The organism is Sulfurimonas sp. (genome assembly GCF_014859695.1).
Taxonomy (GTDB): domain Bacteria; phylum Campylobacterota; class Campylobacteria; order Campylobacterales; family Sulfurimonadaceae; genus Sulfurimonas.
The window spans coordinates 139,391-156,838 of the sequence record NZ_JACUTS010000001.1; the positions used below are offsets into that span (position 1 = coordinate 139,391).

At 37.8% G+C, this 17,448-nt stretch carries 12 protein-coding genes and 1 pseudogene; 9 read left to right on the top strand and 4 right to left on the bottom strand.

Annotated elements, in window-relative coordinates; genetic code table 11:
- The first annotated feature begins 40 nt into the window (after nt 1–40).
- The 4 genes from IBX42_RS00715 to IBX42_RS00730 are packed head-to-tail and all read left to right on the top strand — an operon-like array spanning nt 41 to nt 5,458.
- The gene (locus IBX42_RS00715; RefSeq protein ID WP_294927277.1) at nt 41–856 is read left to right on the top strand and encodes an HDOD domain-containing protein; all 816 of its coding nucleotides are present in this window, start codon (nt 41–43) and stop codon (nt 854–856) included.
- Complete coding sequence (polA, locus tag IBX42_RS00720) at nt 853–3,573, top strand: DNA polymerase I (RefSeq protein WP_294927280.1); 2,721 nt, start codon at nt 853–855, stop codon at nt 3,571–3,573. Before IBX42_RS00715 ends, polA begins: the two co-directional genes overlap by 4 nt.
- A gap of 6 nt (nt 3,574–3,579) precedes the next feature.
- On the top strand, nt 3,580–4,779 hold the full coding sequence (locus tag IBX42_RS00725; RefSeq protein WP_294927283.1) for a PAS domain S-box protein: 1,200 nt from the start codon (nt 3,580–3,582) through the stop codon (nt 4,777–4,779).
- 1 nt (nt 4,780) lies between these two features.
- The gene (locus tag IBX42_RS00730) at nt 4,781–5,458 is read left to right on the top strand and encodes a response regulator transcription factor (RefSeq protein WP_294927286.1); all 678 of its coding nucleotides are present in this window, start codon (nt 4,781–4,783) and stop codon (nt 5,456–5,458) included.
- Here IBX42_RS00730 and IBX42_RS00735 read toward each other — a convergent pair.
- Nucleotides 5,445–7,148, bottom strand: coding sequence for a nitrite/sulfite reductase (locus IBX42_RS00735; protein WP_294927289.1), 1,704 nt, complete (start codon nt 7,146–7,148; stop codon nt 5,445–5,447). The genes IBX42_RS00730 and IBX42_RS00735 overlap by 14 nt on opposite strands.
- A gap of 119 nt (nt 7,149–7,267) precedes the next feature.
- Between IBX42_RS00735 and IBX42_RS00740 the strand changes: the two genes are divergently transcribed.
- Nucleotides 7,268–10,102: a ChaN family lipoprotein gene (locus IBX42_RS00740; RefSeq protein WP_294927292.1), complete on the top strand. Its 2,835-nt coding sequence runs from the start codon at nt 7,268–7,270 to the stop codon at nt 10,100–10,102.
- A 9-nt stretch (nt 10,103–10,111) separates the two neighbouring features.
- Here the strand turns inward: IBX42_RS00740 and IBX42_RS00745 are convergent, their stop codons facing one another.
- Nucleotides 10,112–10,813, bottom strand: coding sequence for an anaerobic ribonucleoside-triphosphate reductase activating protein (locus IBX42_RS00745; RefSeq protein WP_294927295.1), 702 nt, complete (start codon nt 10,811–10,813; stop codon nt 10,112–10,114).
- Nucleotides 10,776–13,040 (bottom strand): annotated as a pseudogene (locus IBX42_RS00750) (ribonucleoside triphosphate reductase). The gene IBX42_RS00745 and the pseudogene IBX42_RS00750 overlap by 38 nt, the downstream one beginning before the upstream one ends.
- A 179-nt stretch (nt 13,041–13,219) precedes the next feature.
- Between IBX42_RS00750 and IBX42_RS00755 the strand changes: the two are divergent.
- Nucleotides 13,220–13,771: a thiamine phosphate synthase gene (locus IBX42_RS00755; RefSeq protein WP_294927298.1), complete on the top strand. Its 552-nt coding sequence runs from the start codon at nt 13,220–13,222 to the stop codon at nt 13,769–13,771.
- Here the strand turns inward: IBX42_RS00755 and IBX42_RS00760 are convergent.
- Complete coding sequence (locus IBX42_RS00760) at nt 13,755–15,005, bottom strand: NAD(P)/FAD-dependent oxidoreductase (protein ID WP_294927301.1); 1,251 nt, start codon at nt 15,003–15,005, stop codon at nt 13,755–13,757. The genes IBX42_RS00755 and IBX42_RS00760 overlap by 17 nt on opposite strands.
- Before the next feature lie 114 nt (nt 15,006–15,119).
- Here IBX42_RS00760 and IBX42_RS00765 point away from each other — a divergent pair, with 114 nt between their 5' ends.
- The 3 genes from IBX42_RS00765 (at nt 15,120) to IBX42_RS00775 (ending at nt 17,354) form a co-directional block, all read left to right on the top strand.
- Complete coding sequence (locus tag IBX42_RS00765; RefSeq protein WP_294927304.1) at nt 15,120–15,878, top strand: carbonic anhydrase family protein; 759 nt, start codon at nt 15,120–15,122, stop codon at nt 15,876–15,878.
- Between the two features lie 81 nt (nt 15,879–15,959).
- Nucleotides 15,960–16,268: a nucleotidyltransferase domain-containing protein gene (locus IBX42_RS00770; protein ID WP_294927307.1), complete on the top strand. Its 309-nt coding sequence runs from the start codon at nt 15,960–15,962 to the stop codon at nt 16,266–16,268.
- A gap of 129 nt (nt 16,269–16,397) precedes the next feature.
- Nucleotides 16,398–17,354 (top strand): HTH domain-containing protein, encoded by a 957-nt coding sequence (locus tag IBX42_RS00775; RefSeq protein ID WP_294927310.1) that lies wholly within the window; start codon nt 16,398–16,400, stop codon nt 17,352–17,354.
- The last annotated feature ends 94 nt before the right edge of the window (nt 17,355–17,448 follow it).

Here is a 17,448-nt window from a genome sequence, read left to right on the forward strand (position 1 = left end):
TTAAACTGCTATAATAAGTGTTAAAAAAAGGGTATCAACTTTGAAGAGTTCAATTATTGATAGCATAAAATCACTTCCTCCTCTCTCTACTACGATTATAGAGATAAACAAAATTTATGCCGATGAGAATTCGACTATAAAAGAGATGGCAAAAGTCATAGAGCATGACCCTATGGTTATTGCCAATATCCTTAAAATAGCAAATTCCCCGCTTTACGGATTTGGTAAAGAGATTAAAAATGCCGCTCAGGCGGTAAGTCTTTTTGGAATGAATATGACCCGCTCCATAGCGGTAGGAAACTCAATCAAAAAACTTTTAAATGTGGATATGCAGCCATACCGTATAACATCTGAAGAGTTTGCAAAAACATCTTCACTTCAAGCAGCATTGATGTTTAGCTGGTATAGAAAAATAGACAGACATAAAGCAGAAGAGCTCTACCTTGCTGCTTTTTTGCAAGAGACGGGGAAAATTCTCATCGCCAGCGAAGTTATTCAAAATGATGAAGCAATTAGCTTTGCGAGTGAAATTGAAAACTCTAATAATATTGCTGTGGTTGAGAAAGCTTACTCTGATGCAACATCCGCAGAAGTGACTGCGCTGGTCTTTAAACATTGGGGATTTGACTCCAATTTTATAGAGATGATTAAATACTCCGACAATCCTTCGGCAGCTCCCGATAATATAAAAGAGTATTCAGCGGCTCTAAACATAGTAAAAACAATAGTGCCTGTTAACAAGCCATTTTCTGATATCTCTATCAATTTCGGACTCAAAAAAGCTGCAGATGCAGGTTATGATATTGCCATCTTACAAGAGGCTATCTCTCAGTTTACGGATAAACCAGAGGAATGAGTAAAACAGTTACTATAATTGATACGTTTGGTTTTTTCTTTCGCAGTTTTTATGCACTTCCGCAATATCTTAAAAATGCTCAGGGTTTTCCTACAGGACTCTTGACCGGTTTTACAAACTTCATCTCTACACTTCAAAAACAGCATGACAGCGATTACCTTATCTTTGCAATAGACTCTAAAGGTTCTACTTTTAGAAATGAGATAGATGCAAACTATAAAGCACACAGAGTCGCTCCTCCGGAAGAGCTTATGATGCAGCTGCCAATCGCTATTGAGTGGATAAACAAGATGGGCTACAAAACGCTAGGACGCGCGGGGTATGAAGCGGATGATATAATCGCTACCGTCGTGCACTTTGCCAAAGAGAAGGGCTACAATGTAAGAATAGTCTCACATGACAAAGACCTCTTTCAGCTTATAGATGACGGCAAAGTTGTTTTGGTTGATGCTATAAAGAAAAAAGTGATGGATGAGGATGCATGTCTAGAAAAATACGGCATATCTCCAAAACAGTTTATAGATTATCAGGCAATTTTGGGCGATTCGGCGGATAATATCCCCGGTGTTAGAGGGATAGGAAAAGTCGGAGCCGAGAAGCTTCTAGTAGAGTATAAAACTCTTGAGAACATCTATGCAAATATAGATGAAGTAAAACCTCCCGGTATTCAGAAAAAGCTCATAGAGTTTAAAGCAGATGCCTACAGATCAAGAGAGCTTGTAACTCTAAGAGACGATGTGTTAGAGAGCTTTGATTTCCAAGATTATAAGATGGATGTAAAACACCCTTTTTTAAATATATATGACGAACTTGTAAAATATGAGCAAAATTCAATACTAAGAACTCTGCAGGCAAAAAATATGGTGAGTGATGAGACGCACCAAAAAGCGGTTGCAAAGATAGAGACTCAAATACAAAACGACAAAAAACTAGACTTTAAAACAACTCTTATCACGGACGCAAAAGAACTTCACAGAGTATTGAATGTACTGGATAAAGAGACGATTGTCGCTTTTGACACGGAGACTACGGGGCTTGATTATGAGAATGACTCTTTGGTCGGCTTTAGCTTTAGTTTTAATAATAACGAAGGGTTCTATGTTCCGATTGCCCATTTTTACCTTGGAGTGCCCCAGCAGATAAGTCGTGATGATGCCCTAAAGGCTATAAGAAAGATATTTGAGTCACATGTAGTCGGGCATAATATAAAGTTTGATCTACATTTTGTCTGTAGATTCTTGCAAGAGAGCAAATTAGAGATTTTTGCCGACTCGATGATACTTGCTTGGCTTGTAGACCCCGAAGGAGCGCTCTCTCTCGACAAGCTCTCTGACAAGCTTTTAGGGCATCAGATGCTCTCTTTTAAAGAGACGGTAAAAAAGGGTGAGACATTTGCAGGCGTTGCGCTTGAAGATGCGTGTAACTATGCTGCCGAAGATGCCGTGATAACTCTTAAGCTTTACCATCTGCTTTTAGAAAAACTCTCCCTTCAGGGTGCGAAACATCTTATAAAAGAGGCAACAGAGGTTGAGTTTCCTTTTATTGGAACGCTTCTTAAAATGGAGAGAGAGGGCATAGCTCTTGATAGTGCATTTTTAGAGAAGTTTTTAGTTGAGGTAAAAGAGACTCTAAATGAGTTGACAGGCAAGATTTACGCTTTGGCAAATAGAGAGTTCAACATCAACTCCACGCAGCAGCTCGGTGTTGTACTTTTTGAGAACTTGGGTCTTCCTACCGGCAAAAAAACAAAAACCGGATACTCGACAAATGAGCAGGTTCTAAGTTCACTAAAAGATGAACATGAGATAATTCCTCATCTTTTGGAGTATCGTGAAGTATATAAGCTTTTCTCAACCTATATAGAGCCTCTTATAAAGCTGAGTCGCGAGGATAAAGAGGGGCGTATCCACACCTCTTTCGTACATACCGGAACTGCAACGGGAAGACTTAGCTCAAAAAATCCAAACTTGCAGAATATTCCTACAAGAACAAAATTGGGCACAAAAATAAGAGAAGCGTTTGTTGCGCCAAAGGGTAAAAAGCTTATCGGCATAGACTACTCCCAGATTGAGCTTAGACTTCTTGCGCACTTTACTAAAGATAAAGTTTTGGTGGATGCGTTTAAGAGCGACAAAGATATACACCGCCAAACAGCGGTCGCTCTTTTTGGCGAGGATGAAGCAGATGCAAAAAGAAACATTGCAAAAACCGTAAACTTCGGGCTTCTTTACGGCATGGGGCAGAAAAAACTATCCGAGACTCTTGACATAACTACAAAAGAGGCAAAAGAGATAATAGAGAAGTACTTTAACAGCTTTCCGAGTGTCAGAGCCTATTTCCGCCAAATAGTCGAAGATTCAAAAGAGATGGGATATGTAGAGACTCTTTTGGGGCGCAGAAGATACTTTGACTATAAAAATGCTTCGCCGATGTTTAGGGCAGCTTATGAGAGAGAGTCTGTAAACACGGTTTTTCAGGGGAGTGCAAGTGACCTTATAAAACTGAGTATGAATAAGATTCACAGAGTAATCGAGGATGAAAAACTTGATGCAAAGATGCTTCTTCAGATACATGATGAGCTTATTTTTGAGGTAGATGAAGAAAAAGCCGACTCTTTGGGAGAGAGATTTAAAGAGATTATGGAGAGCATAATGGAGCTGGGTATTCCTCTAAAGACAAGCATGAATATCGGAGATAACTGGAGTGAGTTAAAGTAGTGCTGCATGTTAAAACAGTATAAAGAGGCGATTGAGAAGAGCAATATAATCTCAAAAACGGATGTAAATGGAATAATCACATTTGTAAATGATGAGTTTTGTGAAATCAGCGGATACTCAAAAGATGAGCTTCTTGGCAAAAACCACAACATTGTAAGACACCCTGATGTAGATAGCAAAAAATTTGAACTTCTTTGGGAGACTATAAAAAACAAAAACATATATAAAGCTACCGTTAAAAACCTTGCAAAAGACGGCAGCACATTCTACGTAAATACGACAATAATCCCGATTCTTGATGAGAGCCAAAAAATAGTCGAATATATAGCTATAAGATACGACGCAACTAAAGAGATGCTCTTAAGAGAAGAGCTATTGAAAAAAGAGGCTCAGTATGAGGAGCTAAACAGAAGTTTAGAGAAGATGGTGGAGGAGCAGACCAGAGAGTTAAAAGAGTTAAATCAGACGCTAGAGCAGCGTGTGCAAGAGGAGATTGCAAAAAATGAGGAGAGGCAGCGTGTTATGTTCTGGCAATCACGACATGCAAGTCTTGGTCAGATGCTTGCAAATATTGCACATCAGTGGAGACAGCCGCTTACGGAACTCTCTTTGGCGATGTTTAACATCAAAAAGGCTCTGCAAAACGGCAGTGAGGATGATGTAACAAAGTTTTATGCAGAGAGTAAGCATATTATAAAAAACATGTCTGAAACCATAGATGATTTTACAAACTTTTTCTCTCCAGATAAGGAGAAGTACTATTTTAATATAAGCGAGAGCATCCAAGAGTCGATTGTACTTTTAGAGAATATGATAAATGATGAGATGATAATAATAAAGACGGATTTTGAAGATATTGAGGTGTTGGGGATTACAAATGAGCTAACGCAGGTCATAATAAATCTTATAAACAACTCAAAAGATGCGTTTATCCATAACAGTATTCTTCTTAGAGAGATAGCCATCACGACAAAAAAAGAGAACAGTTTTGCCGTTATAGAGGTGCAGGACAATGCAGGCGGAATAGCTAAAGAGAATCTAGAGAAGATTTTTGAGCCCTATTTTACGACAAAACATAAGAGCCGAGGAACCGGTTTGGGACTTTTTATGTCAAGAATGATTTGCGAGCAGGGGCTTGGCGGAACTCTCGATGTTAAGAGTAAAAAAAACTCTACGACATTTAGCATAAAAATTCCATTGAGGTAATATGAAAAACAGAGCGTTAAAAGAGATTAAGGTTTTGCTTGTAGAGGATGAAGAGAATCTCGCAAGGCTTTTAAAAGAAGCAATCGGCGATAACTTTCACAGTTTTATTGTGGCGACAGATGGAGTAGAGGGGGTAGAATTTTTTAAAAAAATCAAACCAGATATTGTTATAACCGACATTATGATGCCCAGACTATCGGGGCTTGATATGGCAAAAGAGATAAAGCAGATAAGTCCCAAAACCCCCATCATAATTCTTAGTGCATTTAGTGAGAAAGAGAAGCTCTTTAGCGCGATAGACATCGGAATAAACAAATACTTCTTAAAGCCTTTTGATCCGGATGAAGTTTTGGAGTATATAGAGAGTATAACTCCAAAAATAGGAAAAAAAACTATAAAACTGGGAGAAGGATTTGTTTTTAACAAAGGTACAAATTCGCTTTATAAAAATGAGAGATATGTAGCACTCTCTAAAAACGAGGCAAAATTTTTAGCTCTTTTGCTTGAGGGTAAAAACAGAGTCGTTGATGATATAGAGATAAAAGAGAGCCTCTGGGGCGAAGATGTGAGCGATGAGAGAGTAAGAACATTTATTAGAAGATTTAGAGCCAAAATCTCAAAAAAATTGATAAAAAATGTAAAAGGTGTCGGCTACCAACTCTCTTTTAACGAAAGTTAGTTCTCTCTATTTTTGGCTTATAGTGTGGGTCTTTACCCTCGATGGTCCATAGTTTTTTGCTAAGATAGCTTATGGCATCATGAAAATTCTCATTCACATGCTCCCAGAAATCAAGCGTTGAAAACTCTTTTTTTAGCAACTCTTTTTCATGCTCGAAACTTTGCATACTATCCAGTTTAGGTACGGCAACAGTGCTGTTTGTCTCCAGATTTGCCAAAACCCACAAAGATAAAAACTCTTCGCTGCAGTGAATTAAAACATTGCTTGCATACTCTTCAAAATCCCTCTCTCCGCTAAGTTCAAATAGTTTTATGACAAGTGATACCGTCTCATTGAGATGAACAAAGGGAACCATCGAGAAGAGTTGGCGTCCCACCGATGCTCCGTTTGAGTGTAGAGCGCCGAGAAATATTCTGGCTCCACCTTCGGTATCTCCAAAGTTGTTCGTTTTAAGACCTATTAGACCGATGTCGGTGTGTCTATGTCTGCCACAACCCTTTGCACACCCTGAAAAACCTACCTGTATGCGATGCTCATTAATTTTTTCAAGCGGCAGGTAAGATGTCTCATCTTTAATGCTCCAAACAGCGTAAGGGCAGAGGTTTCCTGCACATGCGACCACCGTTTCACTGAGCGCTTTTGATTTTAGAGGGGAGGAGGGCTCTTTTAATCCTAAAAGATAGATGTTTTGGTCTATTCCAAATCTTATTTTGAGGCTGTTTTTCGTTGCAAAGTCGGCAATCTCTTTTATCTCGTTTGTAGTAAGTCTTGAAAAATCGGTTTGGTAGCAAAAAGCGTAGGTACCGTCTTTGAGTTTATGAAACTCTGAGAACTCTTTTTTCTCAAGTATCAATTCGCCTTCGCTTTGAAAATCTTTACTGTACTCTTTTTGGATATGCGCTTTAAGCCCATCCATGCCAATCTCTTCAATCATATGAAAGATGCGAGTTTTAGCACGAGAGAAGCGTGAACCGTGAAGATAAAACGCTTCTACAAAAGCTTTGAAGAAATCAAACACTTCATCTTTTAGCAAAAAGATATCTGCGCTTTTTGCTACTTCTGTATTTTTTCCGCCCATGTAGACATTAAACCCGAAAACTCCATCTTTTTTTGCCAAAGCAAAATATATGTCGTTTGCAAAAAATGAGGTTACGTTTGTACGGTTACCGGATATTCCTACAGATACGCGGCGAGGAAGCATTCCGACATAGCGCGGATTTTTGATGATGTAGTCGTGCATCTGCATAACTATAGGGTATGCCTCTATCTCACAGAGCTCTCCATACCCGTCATAAGGGTCTGTTACTATATTTCTAACATTATCCCCAAAGCTTTGCCATGTAGTCACTCCAAGAGCGTTTATGCGTTTATGAATCTCCAAAACATCATCAACATCTACGTCGTGAAGCTGTATGCCCGATCTTGCCGTGAGTATAATGGTCAAGTCATACTCATCTACAATGTCAGCTATCTCTTGAAACTTCGGGGCACTTATCTCTCCGCCGGGAATGCGTATGCGTATAGTAAACTCATCTTCTAAAAAGTTGGTGTTAAAGATCCCAAAATCTTGAAGATAAAACCTGTCAGCTTCATTTAGGCTCTCAAAATCGATATTATCAAAATCTTTATAGTACTCAATTGGTTTTAGTTGAGCTTTGTAGCGCTCTCTTTTATTTAGCTTGTTTTCCATGCCTGTATTCTACCTAATAATTAAAATAAATTCTCTTGATATTGGTCATTTTGAGTTGTTGTAATTCGTATTCTTTTTCTCGTTAAAATACATTTTCTTATATAAAGGGGCAACAAATTATGAAAAAATTACTTCTATTATCGTCACTCTTTACGTCGATTGTTTATGCGCATGAGTGTAAATATACTCTAACTGTCGATCTAGATATCAACAAGGGTCTGCTTGATGGCAGAGCCCTTATCTCCACCGACCATCCAACAATCTCCCTGCTTGACACTAAGGCGAATATATCAGAGATTAAAGGGGCATCGCTTAGTGTGGAAAAAAATATTCCAACTCTTGTAAAACAAAATCAAAACGAAGATGTAGAGATATCATTTACGCATAAGTTTGACTTAGTTAATTCAGATGTGGTTTTGCTTGAGAGTTGGTATCCAAGAATCGACATGATGTGTAAATATGAAACAGTAGTTTTAAATCCTGAGATTACGGCAATTGTTGAGGCTACAACAACTAGGATCAAAGACGGTGCTACTCATTTTACATTTGATTATCCTCTTGATAGAGTAAATCTTATAGCGTCAAAAGATTATAAAGTAAACTCTAAAACCACAAAAAACGGCTTGAAGTTATCTACATATTTTTATTCTGAGAACCAGCAATTGAGGGAGAAGTACTTTAAAAAGAGCGAGGAGTACTTTGAACTCTACAGAGATCTCTTCGGGTTTTTGCCGTACAACAACTTCTCTATCGTAGAGACGCAGTTTCCGGCGGGATATTCGATGCCGACATATACTCTAATAGGCAAGCAGATTGTTGATAAAGAGTATGTTTTAGAGAGTTCACTGGGACATGAGATTGCCCATCAGTGGTTTGGAAACTATGTTTATGCTCCAAAGAAAGGAAATTGGATTGAGGGGATGACTACTTACTATGCCGACTATCTCTATGCAAAAAAAGCTAAAAAAGAGGTTGATTATAGAAAAGATATGCTTATAAAGTATGACTCCTATGTAAACGCACATAATGAAATAGCGCCGATAGATTTCGAGCATAAAACGCAAAATTCAAAAAATGCAATAGGCTATGAAAAATCTGCTTTTTTCTTCTATATGCTGGAGCAAAAAATAGGAGAGAGGGCATTTCATGAGGGAACAAAAATACTGCTTCAAGAGTACCCTTTTAAAATCGCCACATATGATAATTTAAGAGAGGTTTACGAGAAGAGTTCAAATCAAAAACTAGAGACCTTTTTTAAAAATTGGATCTATGAAAAAGGGACATTGGACTTCTCTATAAACAACACAAGTTTGATGTTTATAGAAAATAGATATCTGCTTGAGTTTGATATGCTAAGCAACAATAAGGCTGAGTACATTCCTATTTCAATCTGTTCAAATAAAGAGTGCCTAACTACGAAAATAGACCTTAAAAGCAAAAAACAGCATTTTGAACTGGATATGGAACCCGTAAAAATAGTTATAGATGAAAACTATGAGCTTTTTAGAAGACTTACTCCTCTTGAGGCGCCTCCCGTCATCTCCAAAATTATTGATGGAAACGCCATTGTTGTAATAGATAGAGCAGATGAGGAGAAATTCTCAAAGTTTAAAATGATATTTAAGAATTTCAAATATGCCGATGAAGTGAAATATGATGAGATTAAAGCTAATAATATATTTATCTTAGGTGCGAAAAACTCTCTTTTAAACCAAATATCGATTCCTTTTGAGATGCAAGGCGATGCAAAGATAGAGCTGTTTAAAAATCCTCTAAACAGTGCTTATGTTGTTGGAGTTTTTGAGATGGAAAAACTATCAAGATCTATTTTTTATAGGTTGAGACATCTTGGAAAATACTCCAAAGTTGTTTTTGAAGGCGAAAAAATTGTAGAAAAATCAACAAAAGAGTCTCAAAAGGGGATAGTTTACAATATCAACGGCGACTCTTACGCCATAAAACCTGCTACAAAAAATCTAAATGATGTTGTTGATGAGATAGCAAAAAACAGGGTTGTATATATCGGAGAGAAACATACAGAGTTCTCAAGCCATCTAAATCAGCTCAAAATCATTAAAGCGATGTATAAACAAAACCCAAAACTAGCAATTGGAATGGAGATGTTTCAGCATCAGTTTCAAAAACATCTTGATGATTTTATAGCGGGAAAAATCAGTGAAAAAGAGATGATTGCAAAAACTGAGTATTTTAAGAGATGGAAGTATGATTATGAGCTTTACCGTCCGATTATACTTTTTGCAAAAGCCAAACGCATACCTATCGTAGCGCTAAATATAGATAGAGAGATTACAAAAAAAGTTGTAAATGGAGGTTTTGATTCGCTCTCAAAAGAGCAGCTTGAAGTGATTCCGGATTCGATTAATTTTGAAAACTCAAAGTATAGGGAGCAGCTAAAAGGCATCTTTGGTATGCATGAGTCAAAGAGTTTTAAAAATTTTGACGAGTTTTATCATGCGCAGCTTCTTTGGGATGAGTCAATGGCAAAGAATATGGCAGAGTTTATGAACAAAAATCCTGAGTACTCAATGGCAGTATTAGCCGGTAACGGGCATGTTATGCACGGTCACGGAATTCCAGACAGGGCAAAAAGAAGAGGAGTCTCGGATTATATAATAGTACTAAACTATACAAATCCGGAACCTGGTGTGGCGGATTATCTGCTTTACCCATCCGCAGTAACTACAAAAAAAGCAAAAAAACTCGGTATCTATTTTGAAGAAAATGAGAACTTAGAGGTAAAAAAACTAGTTGATGACTCTCCTGCACAAAAAGCCAAGATAGAAGCAAAAGATAGAGTCGTTGCAATTGATGGAACTAAGGTAGAGAGTATATCTGACGTTAAAACAGAGCTTGCTTTTGCCAAAGATTCGCTAAACGTCACGCTTATGCGAGACTCCAAAAAAATCGAGGTTACGTTAGATTTATCGGAGTAAAGTTAGAGGTTATCTAAAAATGATCTCTAAAGTATCATGCAAGAGAGTTCTGTCAAACTTGCCCTTTGGAGCACTAAGTCCTGCAATATTTACGCCCGTGTCTAAAAACTCCTGAATGTAGAGTGGAGTCTTGTAGCCGCGCTCTTGTAAGTCAGCCATAATAGTGTTTATGTCATTTGCGTCAAGCAGGTCTGCATGAAGCGTTGTTCTTGCTTCAAATTCTATACCGTTCTCTATTAGATAATCGAGAGTTTTAGAAAATTCATCAAATTTGTTTGAGTGCGTTATTTGGGTGAATTTTGTTTCTGGTGCTTTATAGTCAAGCGCTACATAATCTAAAAGATTTAGCTCAACGAGCTCTTTGATATGCATAAAATTTGTACCGTTTGTATCGAGTTTTATCTTAAAGCCAAGCTCTTTTATCTTGGAGCAAAATGGAGCCAGTTCGTAAGATGATGCTTCTCCGCCGGATATTACAACCGCTTCAAGCAGATTTACTCTTGTTTTTAAAAAATCGAGGATGTCTTTATAGCTGTATTTGCCATCTTTGGCAAAAACTATATCTTTGTTGTAGCAGTAATCGCATCGCATATTGCACCCACTAAACCACACTATACAAGATAGGTGGTCGGGATAATCCAAGTGGGTGAATGATGTCAAATCATAAATAACCTTAGCACTCAGAGAACTGTTTTCTTTGTCTGTGCTCACCGGTTTTCCCTACGTTGAAACTCTCAACAGGTCTATGATAACCCATAACTCTTGTGTAAACCGTACATTTTTGTCTCTTGTCTTTTAACATAGTTAAAGCTTCATTTTTACTCATTTTTTCACCTCCTTTTTAAGATGCAATAGTTATATCGCTAAGTAATTCTTCGTCACACTTTGGACAATACTCATGCTCGCCTGCAATATATCCGTGTTTTGGACATACAGAGAAGAGAGGAGTAACCGTGATATACGGCAGTCTAAAGTTTGTTATTACATTTTTAACCAGTTTTCTGCAAGCCTCTGTTGAGCTGATTTTCTCCTGCATGTATAAGTGAAGAACCGTTCCGCCTGTATATTTGCACTGAAGATCATCTTGAAGAGTCAATGCCTCAAATGGGTCATTTGTTAAATCAACAGGAATTTGAGACGAGTTTGTATAGTAGATGTTTTCGCCCATTCCCGCTTGGAGGATAGAGTCACCGTAGCGTTTCTTATCCTCTTTTGCAAATCTGTATGTAGTTCCCTCAGCAGGAGTAGCCTCTAGATTATAAAGATTTCCTGTAGCCTCTTGGAACTCTACCATTTTGTCTCTCATGTAGTTTAGAATCTCAGTTGCAGACTCTATTCCTCTGCTGTCACTTATGTCATAGCTATCGCTTGTAAAATTTCTAATCATCTCATTCATACCATTAACACCAATGGTTGAGAAGTGATTTCTAAATCCTGGCAAGTATCTTTTTGTATATGGAAAAAGTCCTCTGTCATACATCTCTTGAATAAATACGCGCTTCTTCTCCAGAGTAGATTTTGCATGTTCCATAAGTTCATCAAGACGTTTGTAGAGACCCTCTTTGTCGCCTTTGTGAAGGAAACCTAAGCGAGCCATATTGATAGTAACAACACCGATTGAGCCGGTCATCTCGGCTGAACCGAAGAGTCCGCCTCCACGCTTTAGAAGCTCACGCAGGTCTAACTGCAAGCGGCAACACATTGAACGCACATGCCCAGGTTTGTATGCCTCAGGGTTTTCTACTAAATTTCCGTTTTCGTCTCTTTTGAATTGTGAGCCGATAAAATTTTGAAAATATGATGAGCCTATTTTTGCCGTATTTTCAAATAAAATGTCCGTGTTCTCGCCGTACCAGTCAAAATCCTCTGTAATATTTACGGTAGGAATCGGGAATGTAAAGGGCTGCCCCGTTAAATCTCCCTCCGTCATAATCTCATAATACGCTCTGTTTATAAGGTTCATCTCTGGTTGAAAATGCTTATATGTCATCTCTTCAAGAGATGAAGCACCTCTTTGTTTTGCCATCTCTTCAAGCTCACTGTCTAAAATATTTTTAAAGAGATGAAGTTGCATAGATGTAGGAGTCTGCTCTTTTAAATCCTCAGGAACACTCCAGTCAATCGTAATATTGGTAAAAGGAGATTGTCCCCAACGCGCTGGTACATTGAGATTGTAGACAAAACTTCTAATCGCTTTTTTTATCTCATAAAACGGCAGTTTATCTTTGAAAACATATGGAGCCAGGTATGTGTCAAATGAGCTGAATGCTTGAGCGCCCGCCCACTCTGATTGAAGAATTCCCAAAAAGTTTGCCATTTGACCTAGTGCTTCGCGAAAATGTTTTGGTGCGCTGCTCTCAACTCTTCCTCTAACTCCGTTAAAGCCCTCATCCAAGAGAACTCTAAGGCTCCATCCCGCACAATATCCTGTTAAACAATCTAGGTCATGAATATGGTAGTCGCCGTTACGGTGAGCATAACCTTCCTCTTTTGAGTAGATTTTGTCAAGCCAGTAGTTTGCAATGACCTTACCGGCAGTGTTGTTTACAAGACCTGCATTTGAGTAACCGGTGTTTGAGTTGGCTTTTATACGCCAATCAGTTCCTCCGATATACTCCTCTATGGTCCGAGTAGAGTTTATGTATGTAGTATCTTCATCAAGCTCATGCTCTCTTTGCATTTTGTGAGTGTGGCGGTAGACCATAAAAGAGCGCATAACGTCAAAATATCTTGCTTTGTAGAGCTCTTTTTCTATAAGGTCTTGAATATCTTCTACAGCTACAGCTCTTTTTGCTTTAAGTTCATCAAGAACATTAAAAAAGATTGAACTGTCATAGGTAACATTTTGGGATTTAAACGCTTTTTTAATCGCATCCTCAATTTTAAAAGATAAAAACTCTTTTTGTGTTCCATCTCTTTTTAAAATAGTTTCAACCATAATTTTCCCCTTGCTTTAATGTTTGGTAGTTTATAGGAATCGAAGTTAAAAAACTCTAATGAAAAATGTCACATAGGCGTCACTAATAGCTCTATTAATTGCTACAAGGTATAATTCTAGATATTGTAAAAAATGAAAATTTTTTTACAAAAATAAATGGTACTTTTAAAGTTGTGAAAATGCAAAAATATTTAATAACATCCAAAGAATTTTACGGGGAGACTTCTGAGTATTTTAGTACTGTTTTGAGTAGTCAAATAAAAAAATATCAGCCGCAATATGCTCTTTACCGCGACAAATCCGCACCCAACTATAGTGAAATTGCCTCCTCTTTCGTGACACTTTGTAAAAAATATGAGAATGTTAAATCTTTTTTACATCAAGATATAGCTTTGGCGCAGAGGCTTGGTGCTTACGGTGTTCATCTTACATCTAGGCAGTTTAAAGAGATCGTAGAGGCGAAAAAGATGGGTCTTTGGGTCATCATTAGTACGCATACGCATGAAGAGGTTTTAAGAGCCCAGGAGCTTGGTGCCGATGCCGTAACATACAGTCCAATTTTTACAACTCCAGATAAAGGCGAGCCAAAAGGAGTAGATGATTTAAGAGAGCTTTTGGAGATTTGTAATATCAAAGTTTTTGCACTCGGCGGAATAGTGACACAGGAGCAGATTGCTATGATAGCGCAGACAAAAGCTTACGGCTTTGCTTCCATTAGGTACTTTTTCTAAGTAATCCCGCCATATGTCCGCTTGCAAATGACCATTGCAGATTGTACCCTCCGCAGGGTCCATCAAGATTCATAATCTCTCCGCAAAAATAGAGACCTTTTGTAACTTTGCTCTGCATCGTTTTTGGGTCTATCTCTTTTAAATCGATGCCGCCGTTTGTTATCATTGCCATCTTGAAGCCTTCATGTCCGGTAACCGTAAGAGGTGTCCAAGCAAGCAGTGCCGTTAGTTTTGCTTTTTGTAAACCCGTAATCTTTCCATATTTCATTTGCGGTTCTGTCTGGGTTAAAAGAGACAATTCTTGAGAGAGTGGGAGTGGGAGAAGCGTGTTTAAAAGCTCAAGCGTAGTTATATGCGGGGTTTTAGAGAGCACTTCTTTAAGATGATTTGAAATCTGCTCCTCATTCATCCCTTTTGTAAGATTTACCAAAATAGGTACTTCGCCGTATTTGTCTAAAAGCGGGGTCAACTCTCTCGCCGCGTCAAGAACTACAGGACCTCTTATGCCCCCTTTGGTAAAGATGAGATCGCCGTGTGCTCTTAGTTTGCTATGTTTTTTCAGAGCGACTCGCAGTTCTACTTTGGCAATCGTATCGGCTCGGCAATTTGCAACCCAGCCCTCTTTTACAAAAAGCGGCATCATGGCAGGGTAGAGTTCGGTTACCTTGTGACCCAACTCTTTTGCCATCTCATGTCCGTCTCCCTCGGCTCCTAAAGTCGGATAGCCAAGACCGCCCGTCGCAATGAGGACATTTTTTGCATAAAAGGTTTCCTTCTCAGTTTTGACACCCTCTATTTGGTTCTGTACATAAACAATTTTTTCAACCTTTTGCGATGTTAAAATCTCTACACCGAGTCGCTGCATCTCATTTATAAGGGCTTTGATAATCGTTTGTGAGCTGTGAGATGTAGGAAAGACTCTAAAGCCGTCAGGCGCGTGAGTCTCAACACCAATCTCTTTAAAGAAGTGCATAAGATCTTTGTGGTCGAACTCTTTTAAGGCATCTTGCATAAACCTGCCGTTACGACCGAATTTTGCCATGAACTCTTCATTGCTGAGAGTGTTTGTGAGATTGCATCGTCCCCCGCCGCTAGCTTTTAATTTTGCACCGATTTGTGAGAGCTTTTCAAGAAGAAGAATATTTTTCTTTTCTCTGGCGGCGGTAATAGCTGCCATCATCCCAGAAGCCCCTCCGCCGACAACTATAAGGTCATACTCTTTTTTTAAATTCATGTGGTATTTTAGTCAATTTTTTATTATTTTATTTGCTAAAAACTTTAACTTTTCTATATAAACAAAAATTTTGTGATACAATTCACATATAAAAATTTCTTATAAAGGTTACAGATGAGATTAGGTAAAATTTTAGTAAGTGGTGTAGCAATTGCACTCTTAAGTACGGCTCTTTTAGGCGCAGGGGGTAAAACTCACTGGGGATATACGGGACATGAGGGACCAGAGAATTGGGGTGATTTGGCTGCAGATTACAGCATGTGTAAAGATGGTAAAAGCCAGTCTCCTATCAATATTACTTCAGAAGTTACTGTTGAAGCGGAAGATTTGGAGAAGATTGGTTTTGATTACAACACGGGAATCTCATCGGTAATAAACAACGGGCATACGATTCAGGTCAATTTTGATGCTGGAAGCAGTATAACTGTAGACGGTATTAAGTTTCCGCTCGTTCAGTTCCACTTTCACACGCCAAGTGAGAATCAGATCAACGGTAAAGAGTTTCCTTTAGAGGGTCACTTCGTTCATGCTACAAAAGAGGGCTCTTTGGCAGTTGTAGGGTTGATGTTTGAAGATGGCGCAAAAAATGAGTTTTTAGCAAAAGTATGGGCTAAAATGCCTCACAAAGCGGGAGAAAAAGAGTCTTTGAGTATTCCTGCAGCAGAAGTAAATGCGCTTTTGCCAAAAGATAAAGACTACTACAGATTTAACGGTTCATTGACAACTCCGCCATGTAGTGAGGGTGTCAGATGGCTTGTTCTTAAAAACTACTCGACTATCTCTAAAGAGCAGACAAAAGAGTTTTTAGACATTTTTCACCACGAAAACAACAGACCAATCCAGCCTATAAACGCTAGAAAAGTAATAGAGTAGATATTATTTCCCCAAGCGGGAAATAATTAAAAATACCAGTTGACACCCATTTTCTAATATCTAACGTGTTATAATCCAGCCATGAATAAAGAATCAATACTTAATTATCTTGTTAATGTTAAAGAAGTTTATGAAAAAGAGGGTTTTTTAATTAAAGCGCTTTTTGGTTCATACTCTCGTGATGAGGCTGATGCACAGAGTGATGTAGATATTCTTGTTGAGGCTACACCTGAATTTGCAAGTAAATATGGCTTTGGTGCAATAAAACGCATGCACGAGATACAAGCAGAGATAAGCAAAGCTCTTGGACTGCCTGTTGACCTTGCAGATAGTACCGGTATGGGTAAAACAGGTAAAAAATTTATTATTGATAGAGCAATATATGTCTAAAGAATCTATCAGTAAAGTCTATCTAATCCTAGAAAAATAGGTTGTAAATTGCGGAGTTATAATTGGCGGTATAAAAAGCTGCTAAAAAGTAGTCTTTAGAGCTGTTAGCAATACAAAAGGAAAATTAATATGGCAATAACTTTTAAAGACTTTGCAAAAGAAGTTTTAGCAAAATCTGACATACCATTAACCCCACAGGAAATATGGGATGAAGGAGTAAAACAAGCACTTGATAAAGAATTAAAATCTCGTGGAGCTACACCTTGGAGTACTATAGGCGCACAATTATTTGTTGATACAAGAGATAACGAAAAAACACTTTTTATAAAAGTAGGAAAAAGACCTGCTAGATTCTATTTAAAATTAAAACAGGATGAGTTGCCAAAAAATATTATTGAAAAAATAGAAGAAAAAGAACAAAAAGCACCAACCACAAAGGCTACCTTTCATGAAAGAGAACTACATCCACTATTAGCATATTTTGCAAATGCAAATCCGCTATTTAATCGAGGCAGAAATATTTATACAAAAACAATATTTCATGAAAAATCTACAAAAAAAGGTTTAAATGAATGGCTACATCCTGACATGGTTGGCTTTTATTTACCAATCGATGATTGGAACACAGATTTGCTTGATTTTAATAAAATTACAGATAATAACTCTTTAAAATTATTTTCATTTGAATTGAAAATAAAACTTGATAAAAGTAATTATAGAGAATCATTTTTTCAAGCCGTATCAAATTCAACTTGGGCACATGAGGGATATTTGGTTGCATCAAGTATCGCGAATGATGATGATTTATTATCTGAGCTCGAAAGATTATCAATGTCATTTGGAATTGGTATTATTAAATTAAATCTTGATGATATTGACTCTTCATCGGTTTTATTTCATGCAAAAAAAAGAGAAAATCTTGATTGGGAAACGATGAATAAACTATCTGAAAGAAATCCAGATTTTATGAAATTTCTAAAAGATATAAAGATAGATTTTGAATCAAAAAGAATCCATAAAAATGAATATGACAAAATTATTGACCCATATAAACATATTGAAGATAAGATTGCTAACAAATACTAGAAGAGAAATAAGTTGCATTGCGGGCTAATTTATGTCATAAAAAGGTGGCTGACACCATTTTCTGATTGCAGCGCTCAGGGATTGCTTTGCTGCA

Bases quoted from the DNA above. Each gene is read 5' to 3' on its own strand.
- IBX42_RS00775 (WP_294927310.1), top strand. From the start codon at position 16,398: ATGGCAATAACTTTTAAAGACTTTGCAAAAGAAGTTTTAGCAAAATCT.
- polA (WP_294927280.1), top strand. From the start codon at position 853: ATGAGTAAAACAGTTACTATAATTGATACGTTTGGTTTTTTCTTTCGC.
- IBX42_RS00760 (WP_294927301.1), bottom strand. From the start codon at position 15,005: ATGAATTTAAAAAAAGAGTATGACCTTATAGTTGTCGGCGGAGGGGCT.
- IBX42_RS00770 (WP_294927307.1), top strand. From the start codon at position 15,960: ATGAATAAAGAATCAATACTTAATTATCTTGTTAATGTTAAAGAAGTT.
- IBX42_RS00765 (WP_294927304.1), top strand. From the start codon at position 15,120: ATGAGATTAGGTAAAATTTTAGTAAGTGGTGTAGCAATTGCACTCTTA.
- IBX42_RS00740 (WP_294927292.1), top strand. From the start codon at position 7,268: ATGAAAAAATTACTTCTATTATCGTCACTCTTTACGTCGATTGTTTAT.
- IBX42_RS00755 (WP_294927298.1), top strand. From the start codon at position 13,220: ATGCAAAAATATTTAATAACATCCAAAGAATTTTACGGGGAGACTTCT.
- IBX42_RS00735 (WP_294927289.1), bottom strand. From the start codon at position 7,148: ATGGAAAACAAGCTAAATAAAAGAGAGCGCTACAAAGCTCAACTAAAA.
- IBX42_RS00730 (WP_294927286.1), top strand. From the start codon at position 4,781: ATGAAAAACAGAGCGTTAAAAGAGATTAAGGTTTTGCTTGTAGAGGAT.
- IBX42_RS00725 (WP_294927283.1), top strand. From the start codon at position 3,580: ATGTTAAAACAGTATAAAGAGGCGATTGAGAAGAGCAATATAATCTCA.